Origin of the sequence: Dactylosporangium sp. NPDC000244, assembly GCF_040300725.1 — a bacterium.
Lineage (GTDB): Bacteria > Actinomycetota > Actinomycetes > Mycobacteriales > Micromonosporaceae > Dactylosporangium.
The window spans coordinates 126,045-142,948 of sequence record NZ_JBEPEH010000030.1 but is presented as its reverse complement, the minus strand read 5'-3'; the positions used below and the strand labels follow the sequence as shown (position 1 = coordinate 142,948).

The 16,904-nt window shown below is 70.7% G+C and carries 15 protein-coding genes; 12 read left to right on the top strand and 3 right to left on the bottom strand.

Annotation, left to right across the window (positions count from 1 at the left end; genetic code table 11):
• Positions 1-157 precede the first annotated feature (157 nt).
• Positions 158-1,066 carry an EcsC family protein gene (locus ABT369_RS37110; RefSeq protein WP_350619358.1) on the bottom strand — a complete coding sequence of 303 codons (909 nt, stop codon included), beginning with the start codon at positions 1,064-1,066 and terminating at the stop codon, positions 158-160.
• Between the two features lie 373 nt (positions 1,067-1,439).
• Here ABT369_RS37110 and ABT369_RS37105 point away from each other — a divergent pair, with 373 nt between their 5' ends.
• The 5 genes from ABT369_RS37105 to ABT369_RS37085 all read left to right on the top strand — a co-directional run bounded on the left by ABT369_RS37105 (position 1,440) and on the right by ABT369_RS37085 (position 6,010).
• The gene (locus ABT369_RS37105) at positions 1,440-2,246 is read left to right on the top strand and encodes an SAM-dependent methyltransferase (RefSeq protein ID WP_350619356.1); all 807 of its coding nucleotides are present in this window, start codon (positions 1,440-1,442) and stop codon (positions 2,244-2,246) included.
• A complete protein-coding gene (locus tag ABT369_RS37100) occupies positions 2,243-2,392 on the top strand; it encodes a hypothetical protein (RefSeq protein WP_350619354.1) in 150 nt (49 codons plus the stop codon). The genes ABT369_RS37105 and ABT369_RS37100 overlap by 4 nt, the downstream gene beginning before the upstream one ends.
• Positions 2,393-2,908: 516 nt before the next feature.
• Positions 2,909-4,024, top strand: a complete 1,116-nt coding sequence (locus ABT369_RS37095) for a cellulose-binding domain-containing protein (RefSeq protein ID WP_350619352.1) — start codon at positions 2,909-2,911, stop codon at positions 4,022-4,024.
• A 505-nt stretch (positions 4,025-4,529) separates the two neighbouring features.
• Positions 4,530-5,912 carry a sensor histidine kinase gene (locus tag ABT369_RS37090; RefSeq protein WP_350619350.1) on the top strand — a complete coding sequence of 461 codons (1,383 nt, stop codon included), beginning with the start codon at positions 4,530-4,532 and terminating at the stop codon, positions 5,910-5,912.
• A complete protein-coding gene (locus ABT369_RS37085) occupies positions 5,876-6,010 on the top strand; it encodes a hypothetical protein (protein WP_350619348.1) in 135 nt (44 codons plus the stop codon). Before ABT369_RS37090 ends, ABT369_RS37085 begins: the two co-directional genes overlap by 37 nt.
• A 440-nt stretch (positions 6,011-6,450) precedes the next feature.
• On the opposite strand, the gene ABT369_RS37080 is transcribed toward ABT369_RS37085, so the two are convergent.
• Positions 6,451-7,425 carry a hypothetical protein gene (locus tag ABT369_RS37080; protein WP_350619346.1) on the bottom strand — a complete coding sequence of 325 codons (975 nt, stop codon included), beginning with the start codon at positions 7,423-7,425 and terminating at the stop codon, positions 6,451-6,453.
• Between the two features lie 307 nt (positions 7,426-7,732).
• On the opposite strand from ABT369_RS37080, the gene ABT369_RS37075 reads away from it, so the two are divergent.
• Entirely contained in the window at positions 7,733-9,022 is a 1,290-nt protein-coding gene (locus ABT369_RS37075; protein WP_350619344.1) for a M20/M25/M40 family metallo-hydrolase, read from the top strand.
• Between the two features lie 178 nt (positions 9,023-9,200).
• Here the strand turns inward: ABT369_RS37075 and ABT369_RS37070 are convergent, their stop codons facing one another.
• Complete coding sequence (locus tag ABT369_RS37070) at positions 9,201-9,875, bottom strand: FHA domain-containing protein (protein WP_350619342.1); 675 nt, start codon at positions 9,873-9,875, stop codon at positions 9,201-9,203.
• Between the two features lie 537 nt (positions 9,876-10,412).
• Here ABT369_RS37070 and ABT369_RS37065 point away from each other — a divergent pair.
• From ABT369_RS37065 to ABT369_RS37040, 6 genes are all read left to right on the top strand, one after another.
• On the top strand, positions 10,413-11,573 hold the full coding sequence (locus ABT369_RS37065) for an LCP family protein (RefSeq protein WP_350619340.1): 1,161 nt from the start codon (positions 10,413-10,415) through the stop codon (positions 11,571-11,573).
• Positions 11,574-11,725: 152 nt separating this feature from the next.
• Positions 11,726-12,871 carry an ROK family transcriptional regulator gene (locus ABT369_RS37060; protein WP_350619338.1) on the top strand — a complete coding sequence of 382 codons (1,146 nt, stop codon included), beginning with the start codon at positions 11,726-11,728 and terminating at the stop codon, positions 12,869-12,871.
• A gap of 33 nt (positions 12,872-12,904) precedes the next feature.
• Positions 12,905-13,666, top strand: coding sequence for an ABC transporter permease (locus ABT369_RS37055; RefSeq protein ID WP_350619336.1), 762 nt, complete (start codon positions 12,905-12,907; stop codon positions 13,664-13,666).
• On the top strand, positions 13,663-14,436 hold the full coding sequence (locus ABT369_RS37050; protein ID WP_350619334.1) for an ABC transporter ATP-binding protein: 774 nt from the start codon (positions 13,663-13,665) through the stop codon (positions 14,434-14,436). Before ABT369_RS37055 ends, ABT369_RS37050 begins: the two co-directional genes overlap by 4 nt.
• Complete coding sequence (locus ABT369_RS37045; RefSeq protein WP_350619332.1) at positions 14,433-15,419, top strand: aliphatic sulfonate ABC transporter substrate-binding protein; 987 nt, start codon at positions 14,433-14,435, stop codon at positions 15,417-15,419. Before ABT369_RS37050 ends, ABT369_RS37045 begins: the two co-directional genes overlap by 4 nt.
• The gene (locus ABT369_RS37040; protein WP_502891864.1) at positions 15,314-16,903 is read left to right on the top strand and encodes a sulfatase family protein; all 1,590 of its coding nucleotides are present in this window, start codon (positions 15,314-15,316) and stop codon (positions 16,901-16,903) included. The genes ABT369_RS37045 and ABT369_RS37040 overlap by 106 nt, the downstream gene beginning before the upstream one ends.
• The last annotated feature ends 1 nt before the right edge of the window (position 16,904 follow it).

The following is a 16,904-nucleotide window of genomic DNA, read 5'->3' as shown; positions in this document are numbered from 1 at the left end:
AAATTGTGCCGGAGATGACGGTCAATGTCGACCCGCTTGCGACTACCGCTGCTTTGAGCGATGCACGCCAATGCGGTCCGCGTTGCCCTTTTTGCGGCGGCGGCGGAGATCGGGGCGGAGGCGCGGATTGGGGGCGGAGGCGAGGATTGGGGGCGGATCAGCGAGCGGGCGGGAGTTGGCGCGGCGGGTGATGGGCCATGTGCGGATGCGTGAGCATGGGGTGCGGATGGGTGAGCATGGGCGGCCGGCGGTACATGGTGATCGCCCGGCCACCGAGCGCACGCGTAGCGTTGCCGTTGGTGACGCCGCCGAGGATGATCCCGAGCCCCGGAATGACCTTGGCCGCCATCTTCTTCACCGCCCGCACACCCGCCATCTGCGCGAGCTTGAGCCCGAGCCGCATGAGCACCTTGCGCATCTCGGGACGGTCGGCGGGCAGCAGGGCGTCGACGCTCTCCCGCCCCCGCGCGACGGCGAGCGCGGTGCGGGCCGTCTGCGTGTACTTGTGAATCCCCTGCAGCACCAGGAGATCCACGGCCCGATCGGGGTGCGCGGGATCGACGCCGTAGTTGGCGGCGAGCATGAGCACCATCCGCGCCTGCGTCCAGGCCAGCACCCCGACGTCGAGCAGGGTGCCCGCGACCGGCACCGCCCCGCCGACGGCCCCGGAGAGCCGCGACTGGTTCACGTACCGATAGATGATCATGTCCGCGAGCGCGTCGGCGTGGGCACCTGGGTTCTGGCCTTTGAGCTTCACCAGTTCGACGGTCATTCTGGGGCCGAGTCGCGTGACGGCTTCGAGAGCAAGGTGCTCGGGGGCGTACTCCGGGTCCGCCTTCATCTTCGCCCACAGCCCTGGCGGCGGCCCCTCGACCTTCGGCGCGCCGGGGTCGCTGAGCCCTTCGCCCTCGGCCGTGCTCTCGGCCGCCGGGTCGGACGTGACCGGCGCTCCGGAAGCCGGCGCTTCGGGAGCCGTTAGGTCATCAGCCGGCGAAGCCGGCACCGCGAAAACCGGCGCCTCTGGAGTCGGTGCGTCGGTTGCCGGCGCAACCGGCACCGCGGACACTGGCGGCGCCATCTGGCCCGGCGGGACCGGCCCATCGGCCGTGGGCGTTGACACCGGCGGCGGGACCGGCCCATCGGCCGTGGGCGCTGACACCGGCGGCGGGACCGGCCCATCGGCCGTGGGCGCTGACACCGGCGGCGGGACCGGCCCATCGGCCGTGGGCGCTGACACCGGCGGCGGCACCGAGTCGGGCCACATCGGCGCGCCGGACACGTGCGTGCCGGGCGACGCCGGGGGAGTCGGGGATGCGGCGGGCGCGGTGAAGGACGGCTCGGTCACCCGCCCAACGGTAATTACAACGTGCCACGTCATGGAGTCCGGATCCCGATCGCCACAAGACCGTGACATTTACAACGACGGGTACGCTGATCGCGTGAGTCTGCCGGAATGGGCGCCCGACGGCGTCGATGTCACGGTCCCCAACGCCGCCCGCGTTTACGACTACGGACTGGGCGGCTACCACAACTTCGCCGTCGACCGGGAGTTCGCCGAGCAGCTCATCTCGGCCTGGCCCGGCATCCTGCAGGTCGCGCACACGAACCGGGCCTACCTGGGCCGCGTGGTGCGCTGGCTCGCGGCGCAGGGCGTGCGGCAGTTCCTCGACATCGGCTCGGGCATCCCCACGCGGGGCAACGTCCACGAGGTCGTGCAGGCGATCGACCCCGACGCGAGGGTGGTGTACGTCGATGTCGACGACGTCGCCGTCTCCCACGGCCAGGCGATCCTCGCGGGCAACCGGTACGCCGCGGCCATCGGCGGCGACCTGCGCCACCCGGCGGGCATCCTCGGCCACGAGCGGGTCCGTGCCCTGATCGACTTCGACCGCCCGGTCGCGGTGCTCCTGGTCGCGGTTCTGCACTTCCTCGGCGACGAGGACGACCCGCCGAAGCTGGTGCGCGAGCTCACCGAGGCGCTCGTCCCCGGCAGCTACGTCGCCGTCTCCCACTTCACCGCCGTCGACGATCTCGGGCACGAGCACGAGCAGGTGACGAAGTTGTACGACCGCACGCCCACCTCGGTGCGGACCCGCAACCCGAAGCAGGTGGCCGGCATTCTGGCCGGCCTGGAACTGGTCGAGCCCGGCGTCGTGCCGATCACCAGCTGGCACCCCGACCCGGAGGAGCCCGCGGAGCACGAGCAGCGTTCGGTCCTGGGCGCGGTCGGCCGCAAGCCCGAGTGAGCCTGACGGTCGACGAGGCGATCGAGCTGGCGCGGAACTCGGAGCGCGGCGAGCTCGATCTGTCGGGTAATGGCTTCGCGGTCTTGCCAGGGCACCTTGGGCTCAATTTCTGGGAGTCCCCGGACGTCGAGGCGAACTGGAACTGACCGAACCGCCGCGACTCTGGCGGGACCGCCGCGCCCCCTGAGTGGACTGCCGCGACCCTGACTGAACCGCCGCGCCCCCTGTGCGGACCGCCGCGCCCCTGACTGAACCGCCGCGACCCTGAGCGGACCGCCGGGCCGCGAACGGACAGTGACACCCAACGGTCCTGTATGCGCTCGTCCACGGGACCTCACCCGCCGGCGCCCTCGGACCGAGTGCGGCCGGCTGCCCGATGGTCCTGGGTGCGCTCGTCGTCGCGGTTGCCCTCATCCGCTGCGCTGCGTCGTGTTGCGCTGCGTTGCTGTGCCGCGCGTGCTGCGCCCGGTGTTCCGGCGTCAGCGAACGGTGACCGGGCGATCACCTTCAGTGAGTGCTTGAAACTTTCGCAGATCCCGCTCCAGATGTTTTCGGATTGCTGCTCCTACCTTGCCGAAAAGGTTTTCGGACAACACAGTGACTTATCCGCATACACGAATGAAGGGAGATGAGCGTTGCGCCGTCATCAGATCCGTAGCCTCGTGGCGGTTGCCGCCACCGTCGGACTCGCCGCAGCCGGGACGGCCGTCGCCACGACGATGGCCAGTGCCGCCACCGCCGGCTGCCGCGTGTCGTACACGATCAGCTCGCAGTGGCAGGGCGGCTTCGGCGCCAGCGTGGCGATCACCAACCTCGGCGACCAGATCAACGGCTGGACGCTGACCTGGAGCTTCACCAACGGCCAGACGATCACCCAGGCCTGGAACGCCACGGTGACGCAGAGTGGCGCGTCCGTGTCGGCCACGAACGTGTCGTACAACGGCGCCCTGGCCACGGGGGCGAGCACGTCGTTCGGCTTCAACGGCGCGTGGAACGGCACCAACGCGGTGCCGACCGCCTTCCGGCTCAACAACGTCGCCTGCACCGGCACCGTCGAGCCCACCACGAGCGCGTCCCCGAGCCGATCCGCTTCACCGTCGCCGAGCGGCAGCCGATCGCCTTCGCCGACGCCGAGCAGCACCCGATCCGCCTCGCCGACGCCGACCAGCACCGGCTCCACCGGCCCGGCGCTGAAGACCGTGCGGGTCTTCTGGCTGAAGCCGACCGACGTCGCCTTCGACCAGCGCTACCCCGACGGCATCGCGAGCGTGATGCGCGAGGCCCAGCGGTACTACAAGCAGGAGCTGGGCAAGACCTTCACGCTCAACACCACCGTCGTCGAGGTGGTCAACGGCGAGCACAACGCGCAGTGGTACATCACCACGAACTGCAACACCAGCGACCACTACTGGTGCGTGGTCGAGAACATGCAGGCCGAATTGACGCGCCGCTTCGGCATCTCGAACCAGGACAGTCGTTGGCTGTGCGTGGGCGAGATCAGCGCCGAGGAGGCGGGCAAGTCCGGCGGCGGAGGCGGCCCAGGCTGGGTCATCCTGAGCGGCCACGACGCCGACGGCGCGGCGGGCATCAACGGTCCGATGAACCGCTGGTACGGCGGCATGGTCCACGAGCTCGGCCACGGCTTCGGCCTGCCCGACGCATCGTCGACGGACGGCACCCCGATGTCGGCGTCGTTCTACAACTACCCGAACACCCACTTCAGCCAGGCGCAGAAGAACGCGATCCTGGCCGGCCCGTACGGCAGCTTCCTCACCTGACCCGCCTACTCCTGGCCGTGTCTGCTTCTGACGCGCCTGCTTCTGACGCGCCTGGGACCTGCCCGGTCCTGACGTGCCGGGTTCTGACGTGCCGGGTTCTGACGTGCCGGGTTCTGACGCGTCGGTCCTGAATGCGCCTGCTCCTGACCCGCCCGCGCGGCCGCGGCCACCAGATCACCCGGTGCCCGCGGCCGCGCCCGCGACCGGCCTCGCATGCTGGCCGTGGCCGTTGACCCTCGCGGGCGGCCTCACGCTCTTGCGGGCTGTCTCTCCCTTTTGCCGCCACTGCCTGAGGTTCGCCCGGCTGACCGTGCGGACCGCTTCACTATCGGCTGTGAGGCCCCATGCTCACTCGCGTGGCCCAGCTGTGCTGTTCACCAGCGTGACCTGGCCGCCTTGCAACTCGGCGAAGTGATTGCTCGTCGACGTGCGCCATCGCTGGGTGATCGCTGCGAGGTTGGCCAAGTCGCGGCGCACCGAGGCCCGCTTCCTCCACGATGGGGTGATGGGGCGCGGACCAGCCGGTTGGAGCCTGCGGACAAAGCTGCTCGCCGCGGTGCTGGCCATGGTCGCCCTCGCCCTGGCCGGCATCTGTGTCGCCACGACGCTTGCCCTGCGCCAGTACCTCATGAAGCGCATCGACGGCCAGGTCACCGACACGGCCAGGCTCACCGCCATGCGTATCGCGGACAACGGTTCCCTGGACGCGGCCCCGCGCGGCCCGAACCGGGGGCCGGAGCTGGCGAACGCGTTCTACGTGCGGTACACGCCGAACAACAGCAAGCCGCAGATCCTCTTCGAACGCAACGGCGCGCCCGCAGGCCAGGCCCGGCCCCGGCTCGCGAGCGCCGGAACAACTCCGGTGGGCCGCCTCTTCGACGTCGACCCCGACGGCGGCGGGAGCGGATGGCGGGCCATGACGGTCCGCAGTACCGACGGTGAGATCACGGTCGCGGTGAGCCTCAACGAGGTCGACGCCACCGTCGACCGCCTGGTCAAGCTGGAGTCCGTGATCGCGGCCGCACTCCTCGTAGTCCTCGTCGTCGTCGCGCTGGTCCTGATCCGCTCGAGCCTGCGCGGCCTCGTCCAGGTGGAGCAGACCGCCTCCGGCATCGCGGCGGGCACCCTGTCCACGCGCATCCCGGTCGCGCACCCGGACACCGAGGTCGGCCGCCTGTCCACGGCCCTGAACACGATGCTCGGCCGCCTCGAGGACGCGTTCGCCGCCCAGCGCGCCTCCGAGGCCGAGGCGCGCGACTCCGAGCTGCGCATGCGCCGCTTCGTCGGCGACGCCTCCCACGAACTGCGCACGCCGCTGACGGCAATCCGGGGCTTCGCCGAGCTGTACCGCCAGCGAGGCGGCTCGGACGAGGCAGCGACCGCAGTCCTGGGACGCATCGAGCAGCACGCCGCACGAATGGGCCTGCTCGTCGAGGAATTGCTGTTGCTGGCCCGCCTGGACCAGGAACGCCCCCTCGAACTGCAGTCCGTGGACCTGCTGGGCCTGGCCACCGACGCGGTCCTCGACGCCCGGGTCACGGCCCCGTCCCACACGGTGCGCCTGCACGTCTCGGATGTCTCGGAGACGTCGGACGTCGAGGCGCCGATCGTACTCGGCGATGACGGCAAGCTCCGCCAGGTCCTGACCAACCTCCTCGCCAACGCGTACACGCACACCCCGCCCGGCACTCGAGTCACGGTGTCGGTCGCCGTGCGCAACGAGGAGGCGGTGCTGACGGTCAGCGACGACGGCCCCGGCATGACGCAGGAGGACGCCGAACGCGTCTTCGAACGGTTCTACCGCCCGGACCCGCGCGCGCCGCCGGCGGTTCGGGTCTGGGCCTGGCCATCGTGGCGTCGATCGTCCAGGCGCACGGCGGCCGTGTAACGCTGGAGACCGCGCTGGGGGAGGGCGCCCGGTTCGAGGTGCGTCTGCCGTTGCACCGCACGGACCTTCCGTCCCCGTCCAGCCTCGCGACTTCCTGAGCCCGGGTCCCGCAGCACAACGTCCCGGGGCGGTGATGGCGGGCCGGTGTCACTCCCAGTGACCGCCGCCGAATTACCGGATTTACGATTACCGGTAATCCAATAATCCGTAATCCCGCAATCCGACGCGGGCCGCTCCTCCGTCGTGGCCCCCACTACGATGGTTCCAGCAGGGTCCGAGACCGCCAGGACCAACCATGCTGCCACCGGCCATAGCCCGACCGGAGGCGGCCCGACGGGACCATCGGACCCGACCGCAGGCGGCTCGACGACATCACTGGGCACGACCGCGGGCGGGGCCGGCGGCATCGTCGGGCCGGCTCGCCCAGGCGGCCCGACGGGACCACGAACCCGACCGCAGGCGGCTCGACGACATCACCGGGCCCGACCGCGGGCGGGGCCGGCGGCACCATCGGGCCGGCCCGCCCGTGCGGTGCGCGTCAGGTGGTCTTGGTGGGGCGAGGGCTCGCCGGACGCTGACCGTTACCGCCATTTCCCTGCCGCAGCAGGCTCACGTCCGTGACCTCCGTGGCCGTGGCGGTGTTCCCGGAGACGGTGCCGATCACGGTGACGGTGGCGCCGGTCTTCACGTCGGCGATCGTGGACGCGCCGTTGTTGACCTTCGTGGCGTCGCTGACCACGAACGTGGAGGAGTAGCCGTCCTCGCTCTTGGCCGTGATCGAGGTGGCGCTCACCGCCGTGACGGTGCCCGTCTGGAGGCGCTCCGTGACGTACTGTCCGTTGCTCCCCCTCACCACGAAGTCCCCGTGCAGCGCCCCACCGAGTGTGGTCATCCCGCCACGGCCGAAGCCGCCGCCCTGCGCGCCGAAGCCGCCGCCCTGGTTGCCCCGCGCGTTCTGGCCGTTCTGATTGCCCTGACCACCCGGGAAGCCCTGGCCACCGCCGCCGGGGAAGCCCTGGCCGCCGGGTCCGCGACCGCCGCCCGGGCCCTGGCTCTGCGTGGCGTTGCTGTCACTCGCGGCCTGCGCCACGGCCACCCCGCCGCCGATGACGATGACGGCGGAGACGGCGGCCACGATGCCCAGCTTGAGCCGCGACGAACGCTGCGGGGCGGCCGGGGAACCCGCGCCGGCGGCCGCCGGGCCGGACGGCGCACCCGAGGCCCAGATCGGCGCCGCCCCGTAGCCGGGCGGGCCGGAAACGGGCTGCGCGGGCGCCTTTTCGGCCCAGATGGGAGTCGTTGCGGGATCGGGCTGACCGGCGACCGGTTGCGCGGCCGGGCTGGGGGTGGTCGGCTCGGCCTGCGCCGCCCCTTCGGCCCAGGTGGGAGGGGCGCCCGGTTGCCTGGCCGCCGTGGGGGCGGTCGTCTCAGCCGCCGGGTGAGCCGGCGGGGCGGACGGCTGTGCGGGGTCCGTCCCGGCCCAGGCCGGGGTCGTCGCGGGAGGGAGCGGCACCTGCGGTCCGGCCGGGGTCTCGCCCGATGCCGGAGCAGCGGCGGAAGCGGACGCCGGGTCGGCGGCGGGAGGGAGCGGCGACTGCGGTCCGGCCGGGGTCGCATCCGGTGCCGGAGCGGCAGCGGAAGCGGGTGCCGGGTCGGCGGCGGGCGAAGAAGCCTGGTCGTCGTGGGCTGAGCTCATCGCGCGTAACTCCTGCGGAGAAGTCGGACCTGTCCTGACGACCGTGCACGGTGGAGCTGGCACCGCAATCCCACACACCTGGCAGGTCACTGTGAATTCACAATTCGGCACTACCGTGGTGATCATGAGTGAGGTCGTGGAGCTGGCGCGGGCATTGGTGCGGTACGACACCACGAACACCAGCGACGACGGAGCCAGCGGGAACGAGCGGGCCGCGGCGGAGTTCGTGGCCGAGCGCCTCGCCGACGCCGGATTCCAGCCGGTGTACCTCGAGCCGGCGCCCAAGCGCGGCAACGTCGTCGTGCGCCTGCCCGGCGCCGACCCGGAGCGTGGCGCGCTACTCGTGCACGGTCACCTCGATGTGGTGCCGGCCGACGCGTCCGAGTGGTCCGTGCCGCCCTTCGCCGGCGAGATCCGCGACGGCTACCTGTGGGGACGCGGCGCGATCGACATGAAGCACATGGTGGCCATGGCGCTGTCGGTCGCGCGGAAGTTCAAGCGTGACAATGTGGTACCGCCCCGCGACATCGTGTTCGCGTTCGTCGCCGACGAGGAGGCGGGCGGGCGGCAGGGCGCGGGCTTCCTCGTCGATCAGCACCGCGAGCTCTTCGACGGTGTCACCGAGGCGATCAGCGAGGTCGGCGGCTTCTCGTACACCGTCCGCGACGACGTGCGCGCCTACCTCGTCGAGACCGCGGAGAAGGGCGTCATGTGGCTGCGGCTCAAGGTCCGCGGCACGCCCGGGCACGGCTCGATGCTGCACACGGACAACCCCGTGGCGAAGCTGACCACGGCCCTGGCCCGCCTCGAGGCGCACGAGTTCCCGACGGTCCTGCACCCGGCCGTGCGGGAGTTCCTCTCCGGGGTGAGCGAGCTGACCGGCGTACCCTTCGACGCCGACGACCCGCAGTCCGCGATCGCCCGCCTCGGCTCGCTGTCACGGATGATCGGGGCCACGCTGCGTGACACCGCGAACACGACGATGCTGAAGGCCGGGTACAAGGCCAATGTGGTGCCGTCGATCGCCGAGGCCACGGTGGACGGCCGGATGCTGCCCGGCCGTGAGCGCGCGTTCGAGCGGGAGCTGGCCGAGGTCCTCGGCCCCGACGTCGAGATGGACTGGGATCTGCTGCCCCCGGTCGAGACCACGTTCGACGGCCGGCTCGTCGACGCGATGGCGGCCGCGATCGACGCCGAGGACCCGGGCGCGCGCCTGCTGCCGTACATGCTCTCGGCCGGCACCGACGCCAAGTCCTTCCAGCGCCTGGGCATCCGCCACTTCGGCTTCGCCCCGCTGCGCCTGCCGCCCGGCCTGGACTTCACCGCACTGTTCCACGGCATCGACGAACGCGTGCCGGTGGACGGCCTCGAGTTCGGCGAACGCGTCCTCGAGCGCCTGCTGCGCACCTGCTGACCGAGCTCGGCGGGTTGCTGCCCGCAGGTGCGCGTCAAGGTGACTTCTGGTCGGCGTTGTCGGCTGCGGCCGGCGCCGGAGCGGCTTCGAATCCACGAACGGACATCGCGTCCGGTGCGTTCGGCCGCTTGGACGAACAGGCGGACGCGGCTGGTCGGCCGCGTCCGCGGTTGTCGCGTCAGACCCGGAACGACAGCCGGGTGGTCCCGATGACGATCTCGTCGCCCGGGTGCAGGATGACGGTCGTGTCCACGCGGCGGCCGTTGACGATCGAGCCGTTGGCCGAGCCGAGGTCGGTGAACACCGCGCGGTTGCCGTCGTACTCGACGCGCGCGTGCTGCCGCGAAGCGCCCACGTCGGCGAGGCGCAACGACGCCTGCTCGCCGCGGCCGATGATCGTCGCGCCCTGCGCGAGCGGGTAGTTCTGGCCGTCCTCGGTCACGAGGCGTACGCCGTGGCCCTCACCCGGAGCAACCTCGCCGCCGGTGTAGACCTGCGCGCTCACCCGGAACAGACCGGTGTCGAGGTCGTCACCGCGGGTGATCTCGACCACGATGTCGCCGTAGACGGCCCAGCCCTGCTCCCCGACGTACTCGGCCTGCGACTGCGCGAGCTCCTGGGCCAGGGCGGCCGCGAACGGTGCGAGCCGCGTGTGGTCGGCGGGCGCGAGGGCGATCAGGTACCGGTTGGGCACGAGGATCCGCCCGCCCGTCATCTGGGTCTGATTGGCGTTGGCCTCGCCCTGCATCGCGTTGAGGATCTCGACCGGGTGGACGACGCCCTTGAAGACCTTGGCGAAGGTGCCCTCCACCATGCCTTCCAGCCGCTTCTCGAACCGCTGCAGCGCGCCCAACTCGTCCCCCTTCAACGTGACCGGCAGAAACTGTGTATCACGCCGGTGGTACCAACGCAGTCGCGAGCACGACGAGCCTCGCGTCCGTGACGGAGATCATTCCGTTGACCTATGCCATCGCAGAGCGGCAACTACACCGGCGACTCCCGGAAAACGGGCCGCAGCACGGGATTGCGCTGTTCACGGCGGCATCGAACGTCAATACGACGGACGTCGTTCTGCATCAGGTCATTACGGCAACGCCGGCGAAGCCGAGTGGTGGGCAACCGACAGGGGCGGGCCGTGTACTACCTGTGAACCGACGCGGCGCAGGAGGCCGGCAAGGGGTGCGCGAGACGCGGTGGTAGCACGGGCGCTGAGCAGCGAAGACAAGGCGCATGGCCGAGGGCAGCGGCAGGCGAAACGGCCAGAATTCTGAGAAACGGCTGAAACTGCAACCAACCGCTGTCCTGAATCCGTCTTCAGGGACGAAACACGGTCGCACACTTCGGGGGGATATTGTGGCCCGCCGAGGGACACCTGGTGCCGGGGAGTGGTATGGCGAAGAAGCGTGGGAAGAAGGACCCGTTGTGGGCGCGGTTGTCCCTGGTCGGAGGGGCATTCCTGCTGCTGCTCAGCGGAGGCTCCCTCGTCGGTGGCAATCTGTTGCTGAATCACTACAGCGACCAGATCACCCATGAGGGCGGCCTCGGTGAGGCGGCGTCGGGCGCGACCATCGACGGGCCGATCAACCTGCTCCTCGTCGGCATCGACGAGCGGGTGAACCAGGAGGAGATGGGGGCGCGGGCCGACTCGATCATCGTCGCCCACGTGCCGGCGTCGCACGACGCGATCTACCTGATGTCGATTCCCCGGGACACCAAGGCGGCGATCCCGGCGAACAAGAAGACCAAGTACAACGGCGGCACCGACAAGATCAATGCCGCGTTCCAGTTCGGCTACCAGAACGGCGGCGGGCGCGACGGCGGGCTGGCGCTGCTGGCCGAGACGGTGAGCGCGATGGCCGGCGGGGGACTGAAGTTCAACGGCGCCGCGATCGTGAACTTCGACGGGTTCTCGGGGCTGGTGAAGGCCCTCGACGGCGTCTACATGTGCGTCGACGAGAAGGTCACGTCGATCCACACCGGGTGGAACACCAAGACCGGGGCCGAGGGCGTGCCGTACAACTTCAACGCCGACGGCATCCCGACGAGCCTGAGGCCGAACATGCGCCCGATGATCTACGAGGTCGGCTGCCGGGACTTCGCCGCGTGGGAGGCGCTGGACTACGTGCGCCAGCGCGACAAGCTCGCCAACGGCGACGGCGACTACGGCCGCCAGCGCCACCAGCAGCAGTTCATCAAGGCCATGGCCAAGAAGGCGATGAGCGCCGGCGTGCTGGCCAACCCGATCAAGGTCAACGAGGTGCTGAACTCGGTCGGCAAGGCGGTGTCGTTCTACAACAACGACGTCTCGCTCGCCGACTGGATGTTCACGCTGAAGGGCATCAACCCCGACGGCATGATGACCCTGCGCACGAACAACGGGCAGTTCAAGACCGAGATCATCAACGGGCAGTCCTTCGAGGTCCTCGATCAGGCGGCGCTGGACCTGCTCAAGGCCTACGGCAGCGACAGCGTCGGCCCGTTCGTCGCGGCCCATCCGGAGATGGTCGCCAACGACGCGGCCACCCCGGCGACGGCGCCCTCGAACAAGTAGCGACACCACGGCGGCCCCGCTCCTGACCAGGGGAGCGGGGCCGCCGCCGTGTTTGCGGAGGGGGCTCAAATCCTGCATTACCTATCTCATTAGCAGAGAATAATTCTGTCGGACTGTTGACGGAAAAATTGGCCGGTGCCTACCGTGTCTGCGTGTCCGTTCTGGGAGTCCATGCGCTGGTCAGGCGCACGCACGAGGCCCGCGTCCTGCGCGTGCTGCGTGAGCACGGCGCCCTGAGCCGCGGCCAGATCGCCATCAAGGTCGGCCTGTCCCGCACCACGCTGTCGGAGATCACCGGCGACCTGCTCTCCCGGGGCGCCGTGGTCGTCGTCGACACCGACGCGGCCAAGCGCGCCGGCTCCGGCCGCCCGGCGGAGCTGCTGACGCTCGACCCTAGCTCGGGGCAGTTCCTCGGCGTCGACCTCGGCCACACCCGGGTCCGCATCGCCGTCGCCGACGCCGCGCACGACATCATCGCGGCCGGGCACGCCGCCTACCCGGCCGAGTCGAGCTGGGAGGAGCGCCTCGCCGCGGCGTTCGCGCTCATCGACCGGGTCGCGGCCCGCACCGGGGTGAGCTTCCGGGCGCTGCAGGGCGTCGGCGTCGGCGTGGCCGGCCCCCGGGCCGCGGCGCCCGGGCTCGCGCAGCCGTTCGGGGAGCGGTTCGCCGCGCCCGTCGTCGTCGACAACAACACGCGCTTCGCCGGGCTGGCCGAGGCCATGACCGACGGGCCCGACGTGCACGACGTGCTGTACATCCGCCTCTCCGACGGCATCGGCGGCGGCCTCGTCGTCGGCGGGCGGCTCGTCGCCGGCGCGGACGGGGTGGCCGGCGAGTTCGGGCACGTCACCGCGCAGCCCGGCGGCGACCCGTGCCGGTGCGGCAAGCGGGGCTGCCTGGAGACGGTCGCGTCCATCCCGGCGGTCCTGCGCAGCTGCACCCGCCGCGGCGTCCCGGTGGCCACCATCGACGAGTTCGAGGCCGCCCTGGGCCGCGGCGATACCGTCGCCGCCGCCGTGCTCGACGAGGCCGCCGCCGCGGTCGGGCGGGTCGTGGCCACCGCCGCGCTCGTGCTCGACCCCGCCCAGGTCGTCATCGGCGGCCGCCTGCCGCAGAGCGCGCCCGCGTTCGTCCGCCGCGTCGAGGAGATCCTCGCCGGCGAGCTGTGTCCCGTCGGCGGCGCCCGGCCCGCGGTCCGGGCCGCCCGCCTCGGCGACGACGACGGCGCGCTCGGCGCCATCGCCGCCCTGTTCCGCCAGTCGCCGTTGTTGGACGGCTACCCCGAGCCCGTCCGCTGAGGCGGCAAACACCCCCCGCCGGCAAGGAGTCAGATGATCGCGCCCAAAAAGCGAAAACCCGCGCTGCTCGCGCTGAACATCGCCTCGGCCATCGCCGGCCTCGGCGTGTGGTGGATCTGGTCGGTGACGGGGGAGAACGTGCCGACCCCGGTGGAGGTCGCCCGGCGCATGGGCGAGCTCTTCGCCGACGGCACCCTCGAGGCCGACATCCTCGCCAGCCTCCAGCGGGTGCTGATCGGCTTCGCGCTCGGCTGTGCCGTGGCGATCCCGGTCGGCTTCCTCATGGGCTGGTACGCCGTGGCCCGAGCCGTGTTCGAGCCCTGGGTGCAGTTCTTCCGCACCGTACCGCCGCTGGCGCTGATCCCGCTCGTCGTGGTGCTGCTGGGCATCGGCGAGGAGCCGAAGATCTTCGTCATCTACGTGGCCGCGTTCCTGTCCTGTGTCATCGCGACCTTCCAGGGCGTCGTCGACGTGGACCGGACCCTGCTCAATGCGGCCCGGGTGCTCGGTGCGCCGACCCGGACCATCTTCGCCCGGGTGGTCGTGCCGGCCTCCATGCCGTACATCCTCGTCGGCATGCGCGTCGGGCTCGGCTCGGCATGGGGCACCCTCGTCGCCGCCGAGCTGGTCGCCGCGCAGGAGGGCCTCGGGTACCGGATGCAGAACGCCCAGATCTACGTCGACCGGCCCACCATCTTCGCCGCGCTCATCTGCATCGGCATTCTCGGCCTGCTCATGGACCGGGTGCTGCTGCTGGTGGAGCGGCGGGCCACGTCCTGGCAGGAGCGCCGATGAGCAAGGACATCGCGATCCGCGGGGTCGCCAAGATCTTCCCGCTCAAGGACGGCCGGTTCACCGCGCTCGACGACGTCTCGCTGGACATCAGCGCCAGCGAGTTCGTCGCGATCGTCGGGCCGTCCGGCTGCGGCAAGAGCACGCTGCTCAACATCGTCGCCGGGCTGGAGCACCCGACCAGCGGCGAGGCGCGGGTCGGCGGGGACGTGGTCACCGGCCCCGGGCCCGACCGTGGCGTCATCTTCCAGCAGTTCGCGCTCTTCCCGTGGCTCACCGTGCGCAAGAACGTCGAGTTCGGGCTGCGCACCGCGGGCGTGCCGAAGGCGCAGCGGCGGGCCCGGGCCGAGCACTTCATCGAGCTCGTCGGGCTCAGCCGGTTCGCCGACGCGCTGCCCAAGACGCTCTCGGGCGGCATGAAGCAGCGCTGCGCCATCGCCCGCGCCTACGCCGTCGACCCGCAGATCCTGCTCATGGACGAGCCGTTCGGCGCGCTGGACTCCCTCACCCGGGTCCGGCTGCAGGAGCAGCTGCTGCAGACGTGGAGCCAGGACCAGCGCACCGTCATGTTCATCACCCACGACGTCGACGAGGCCGTGTTCCTCGCCAACCGCGTCGTGGTCATGGCCGCCAACCCGGGCCGGATCGTCGAGATCATCGACGTGGACCTGCCCTATCCGCGCACCGAGGACGTCCGCCTCGGGGCGGAGTTCACCGCGTTGCGCAACCGCGTGTGGAGCGCGGTACACCATCAGGAAGGAACCCCAGCATGACGTCCCGCCGCGCACTCCTGGGCCTGCTCGCCGGCAGCGCCGTCGCCACCTTGGCCGGGTGTGGAAAAGACGATCAGAGCACGGCCGGCAGCGCCAAGATCACCTTCGGGTACATCGGCGACTACAACGGCAGCAGCCTGCCCGCCATCGCCAACAAGCTCAAGCTCTGGGAGAAGCACGGCCTCGACGCCACGCTGAAGGTCTTCACGACCGGCCCGGTGCAGATCCAGGCGATGCAGACCGGCGACCTCGACTTCGGGTACATCGGTCCTGGAGCGTTCTGGCTCCCGGCGTCCGGCCAGGCGAAGATCATCGCGATCAACACCCTCGGCGGCGCCGACCGGGTCATCGCCCAGCCCGGCATCACGTCCATCGAGCAGCTGCGCGGCAAGAAGGTCGGCGTGCCCGAGGGCACCTCCGGCGACATGATCCTCACCCTCGCCCTGCAGGCCGCGGGCATGACGAACAAGGACATCCAGCGCACCCCGATGGACGCGGCCACCCTCACCTCCGCGTTCGCCTCCAAGCAGATCGACGGGGCCGGCTTCTGGTACCCGGCGATCTCCGCCATCAAGAAGACCGTGCCGAACCTCGTCGAGCTGGCCGACGACGACACGTTCAAGGACAAGGTGCAGTTCCCCAACGCCTACATCGCCGGGAACAAGGCCGTCACCGACAAGCCCGACGTCCTCAAGAAGGTGATCCAGGTGCTGCGCGAGGCCACCGACTACCGGGTGCAGCACCCGGACGAGGCCGTGGCGGCCGTCTCCGAGCTCACCAAGCAGCCCGCCGACGCGGTGAAGGCCGACGCGTCCCTGAACAAGGCGATGAGCACGCAGGAGCTGGACCAGCAGACCGCCGACGGCACCATCGCGAAGTGGCTCACCGGGATGGGCGACTTCTTCGTCGGCGCCGGCAAGCTCAAGGAGAAGGTCGACCCGAAGACGTACTACCTGGGCGACCAGTGGACGGCCGCGAAGTGAGTTCCCCCCGCAACATCCTGTTCCTCATGACCGACCAGCACCGGGTGGACACGCTCGGCGCCTACGGCAACCCGCTCGCGCGGACCCCGGTGCTGGACGAGCTCGCCCGGACCGGGACCCGGTTCGACCGGTGGTACACCCCGACCGCCATCTGCACCCCGGCGCGGGCCAGCCTGCTCACCGGGCAGGCCCCGTTCCGCCACAAGCTGCTGGCCAACCAGGAGCGCAACGTCGGCTACTCCGAGGACCTGCCCGACGGCACGTGGACGTTCCCGCAGGCGCTGCGCTCGCGCGGGTACAACTGCGGGCTCGTCGGCAAGTGGCACGCCGGCACCGAGAAGACGCCCGCGGACTACGGCCTGGACGGCGTACACCTGCCGGGCTGGCACAACCCCGTCGACCACCCGGACTACCTCGCCTACCTCGCCGAGCGGGGACTGCCGCCCTACGAGATCAGCGACCGCATCCGCGGCACCCTGCCCAACGGCCAGCCGGGGAACCTGCTCGCCGCGCGGCTGCACCAGCCGGTCGAGGCCACCTTCGAGCACTACCTGGCCACGAGAACGATCGAAATGCTGCGGTCGTACGCCGAGCAGGGCGACCCGTTCTTCCTCGCGCTGCACTTCTTCGGCCCGCACCTGCCCTACATCGTTCCCGACGCCTACTTCGACATGGTCGACCCGTCCACAGTGGAGCTGCCGCGCTCGGTCGCCGAGACGTTCCACGGCAAGCCGCCGGTGCAGCGCAACTACAGCGCCCACTGGACGTTCGACACCATGCCGATCGAGGTGACCCGCAAGCTCATCGCCGTCTACTGGGGCTACGTCACGCTGATCGACGAGCAGCTCGGCCGGGTCCTCGCGGCCCTGGCCGAGCTCGGGCTCACCGACGACACCTCGGTGTTCTTCACCTGCGACCACGGCGAGTTCACCGGCGCCCACCGCCTGCACGACAAGGGCCCGGCGATGTACGAGGACATCTACCGCACCCCGGGCATCATCCGGGTCCCGGGCGCCCCGGCCGGCCAGGTGCGCCGCGAGTTCGTCAGCCTCACCGACTGCACCGCGACCATCATGCAGCTGGCCGGGATCCCCGCCGACGAGCCGGTCGACTCCCGCTCCCTGCTGCCGCTGGTGCGCGGCGAGGAGCCGGACTGGCAGCCCGACGTGGTCGCCGAGTTCCACGGGCACCACTTCCCGTATCCGCAGCGCATGCTGCGCACCGACCGCTACAAGCTGGTGGTGAACCCCGACTCGACCAACGAGCTCTACGACCTGCAGCTGGACCCGGACGAGCTGCTCAACGTCTACGAGCTGCCCGAGCACGCGGCGCTGCGCTCGGCCCTGCTGCGGCGGCTGTACTCGCTGCTGCGCGACCGCGGCGACAACTTCCACCATTGGATGGCCTCGATGTACGACGTCGGCGACCTGAACTACGACCCGACGCTGAGCGGGCTGGACGAGTCCACCTACGCCGGGAACTGAC

What these genes read in the sequence shown, in the direction of transcription:
- ABT369_RS37050 (WP_350619334.1), top strand. Translation starts at nt 13,663, where the DNA reads ATGAGCAAGGACATCGCGATCCGCGGGGTCGCCAAGATCTTCCCGCTC.
- ABT369_RS37045 (WP_350619332.1), top strand. Translation starts at nt 14,433, where the DNA reads ATGACGTCCCGCCGCGCACTCCTGGGCCTGCTCGCCGGCAGCGCCGTC.
- ABT369_RS37055 (WP_350619336.1), top strand. Translation starts at nt 12,905, where the DNA reads ATGATCGCGCCCAAAAAGCGAAAACCCGCGCTGCTCGCGCTGAACATC.
- ABT369_RS37090 (WP_350619350.1), top strand. Translation starts at nt 4,530, where the DNA reads ATGGGGCGCGGACCAGCCGGTTGGAGCCTGCGGACAAAGCTGCTCGCC.
- ABT369_RS37065 (WP_350619340.1), top strand. Translation starts at nt 10,413, where the DNA reads ATGGCGAAGAAGCGTGGGAAGAAGGACCCGTTGTGGGCGCGGTTGTCC.
- ABT369_RS37075 (WP_350619344.1), top strand. Translation starts at nt 7,733, where the DNA reads ATGAGTGAGGTCGTGGAGCTGGCGCGGGCATTGGTGCGGTACGACACC.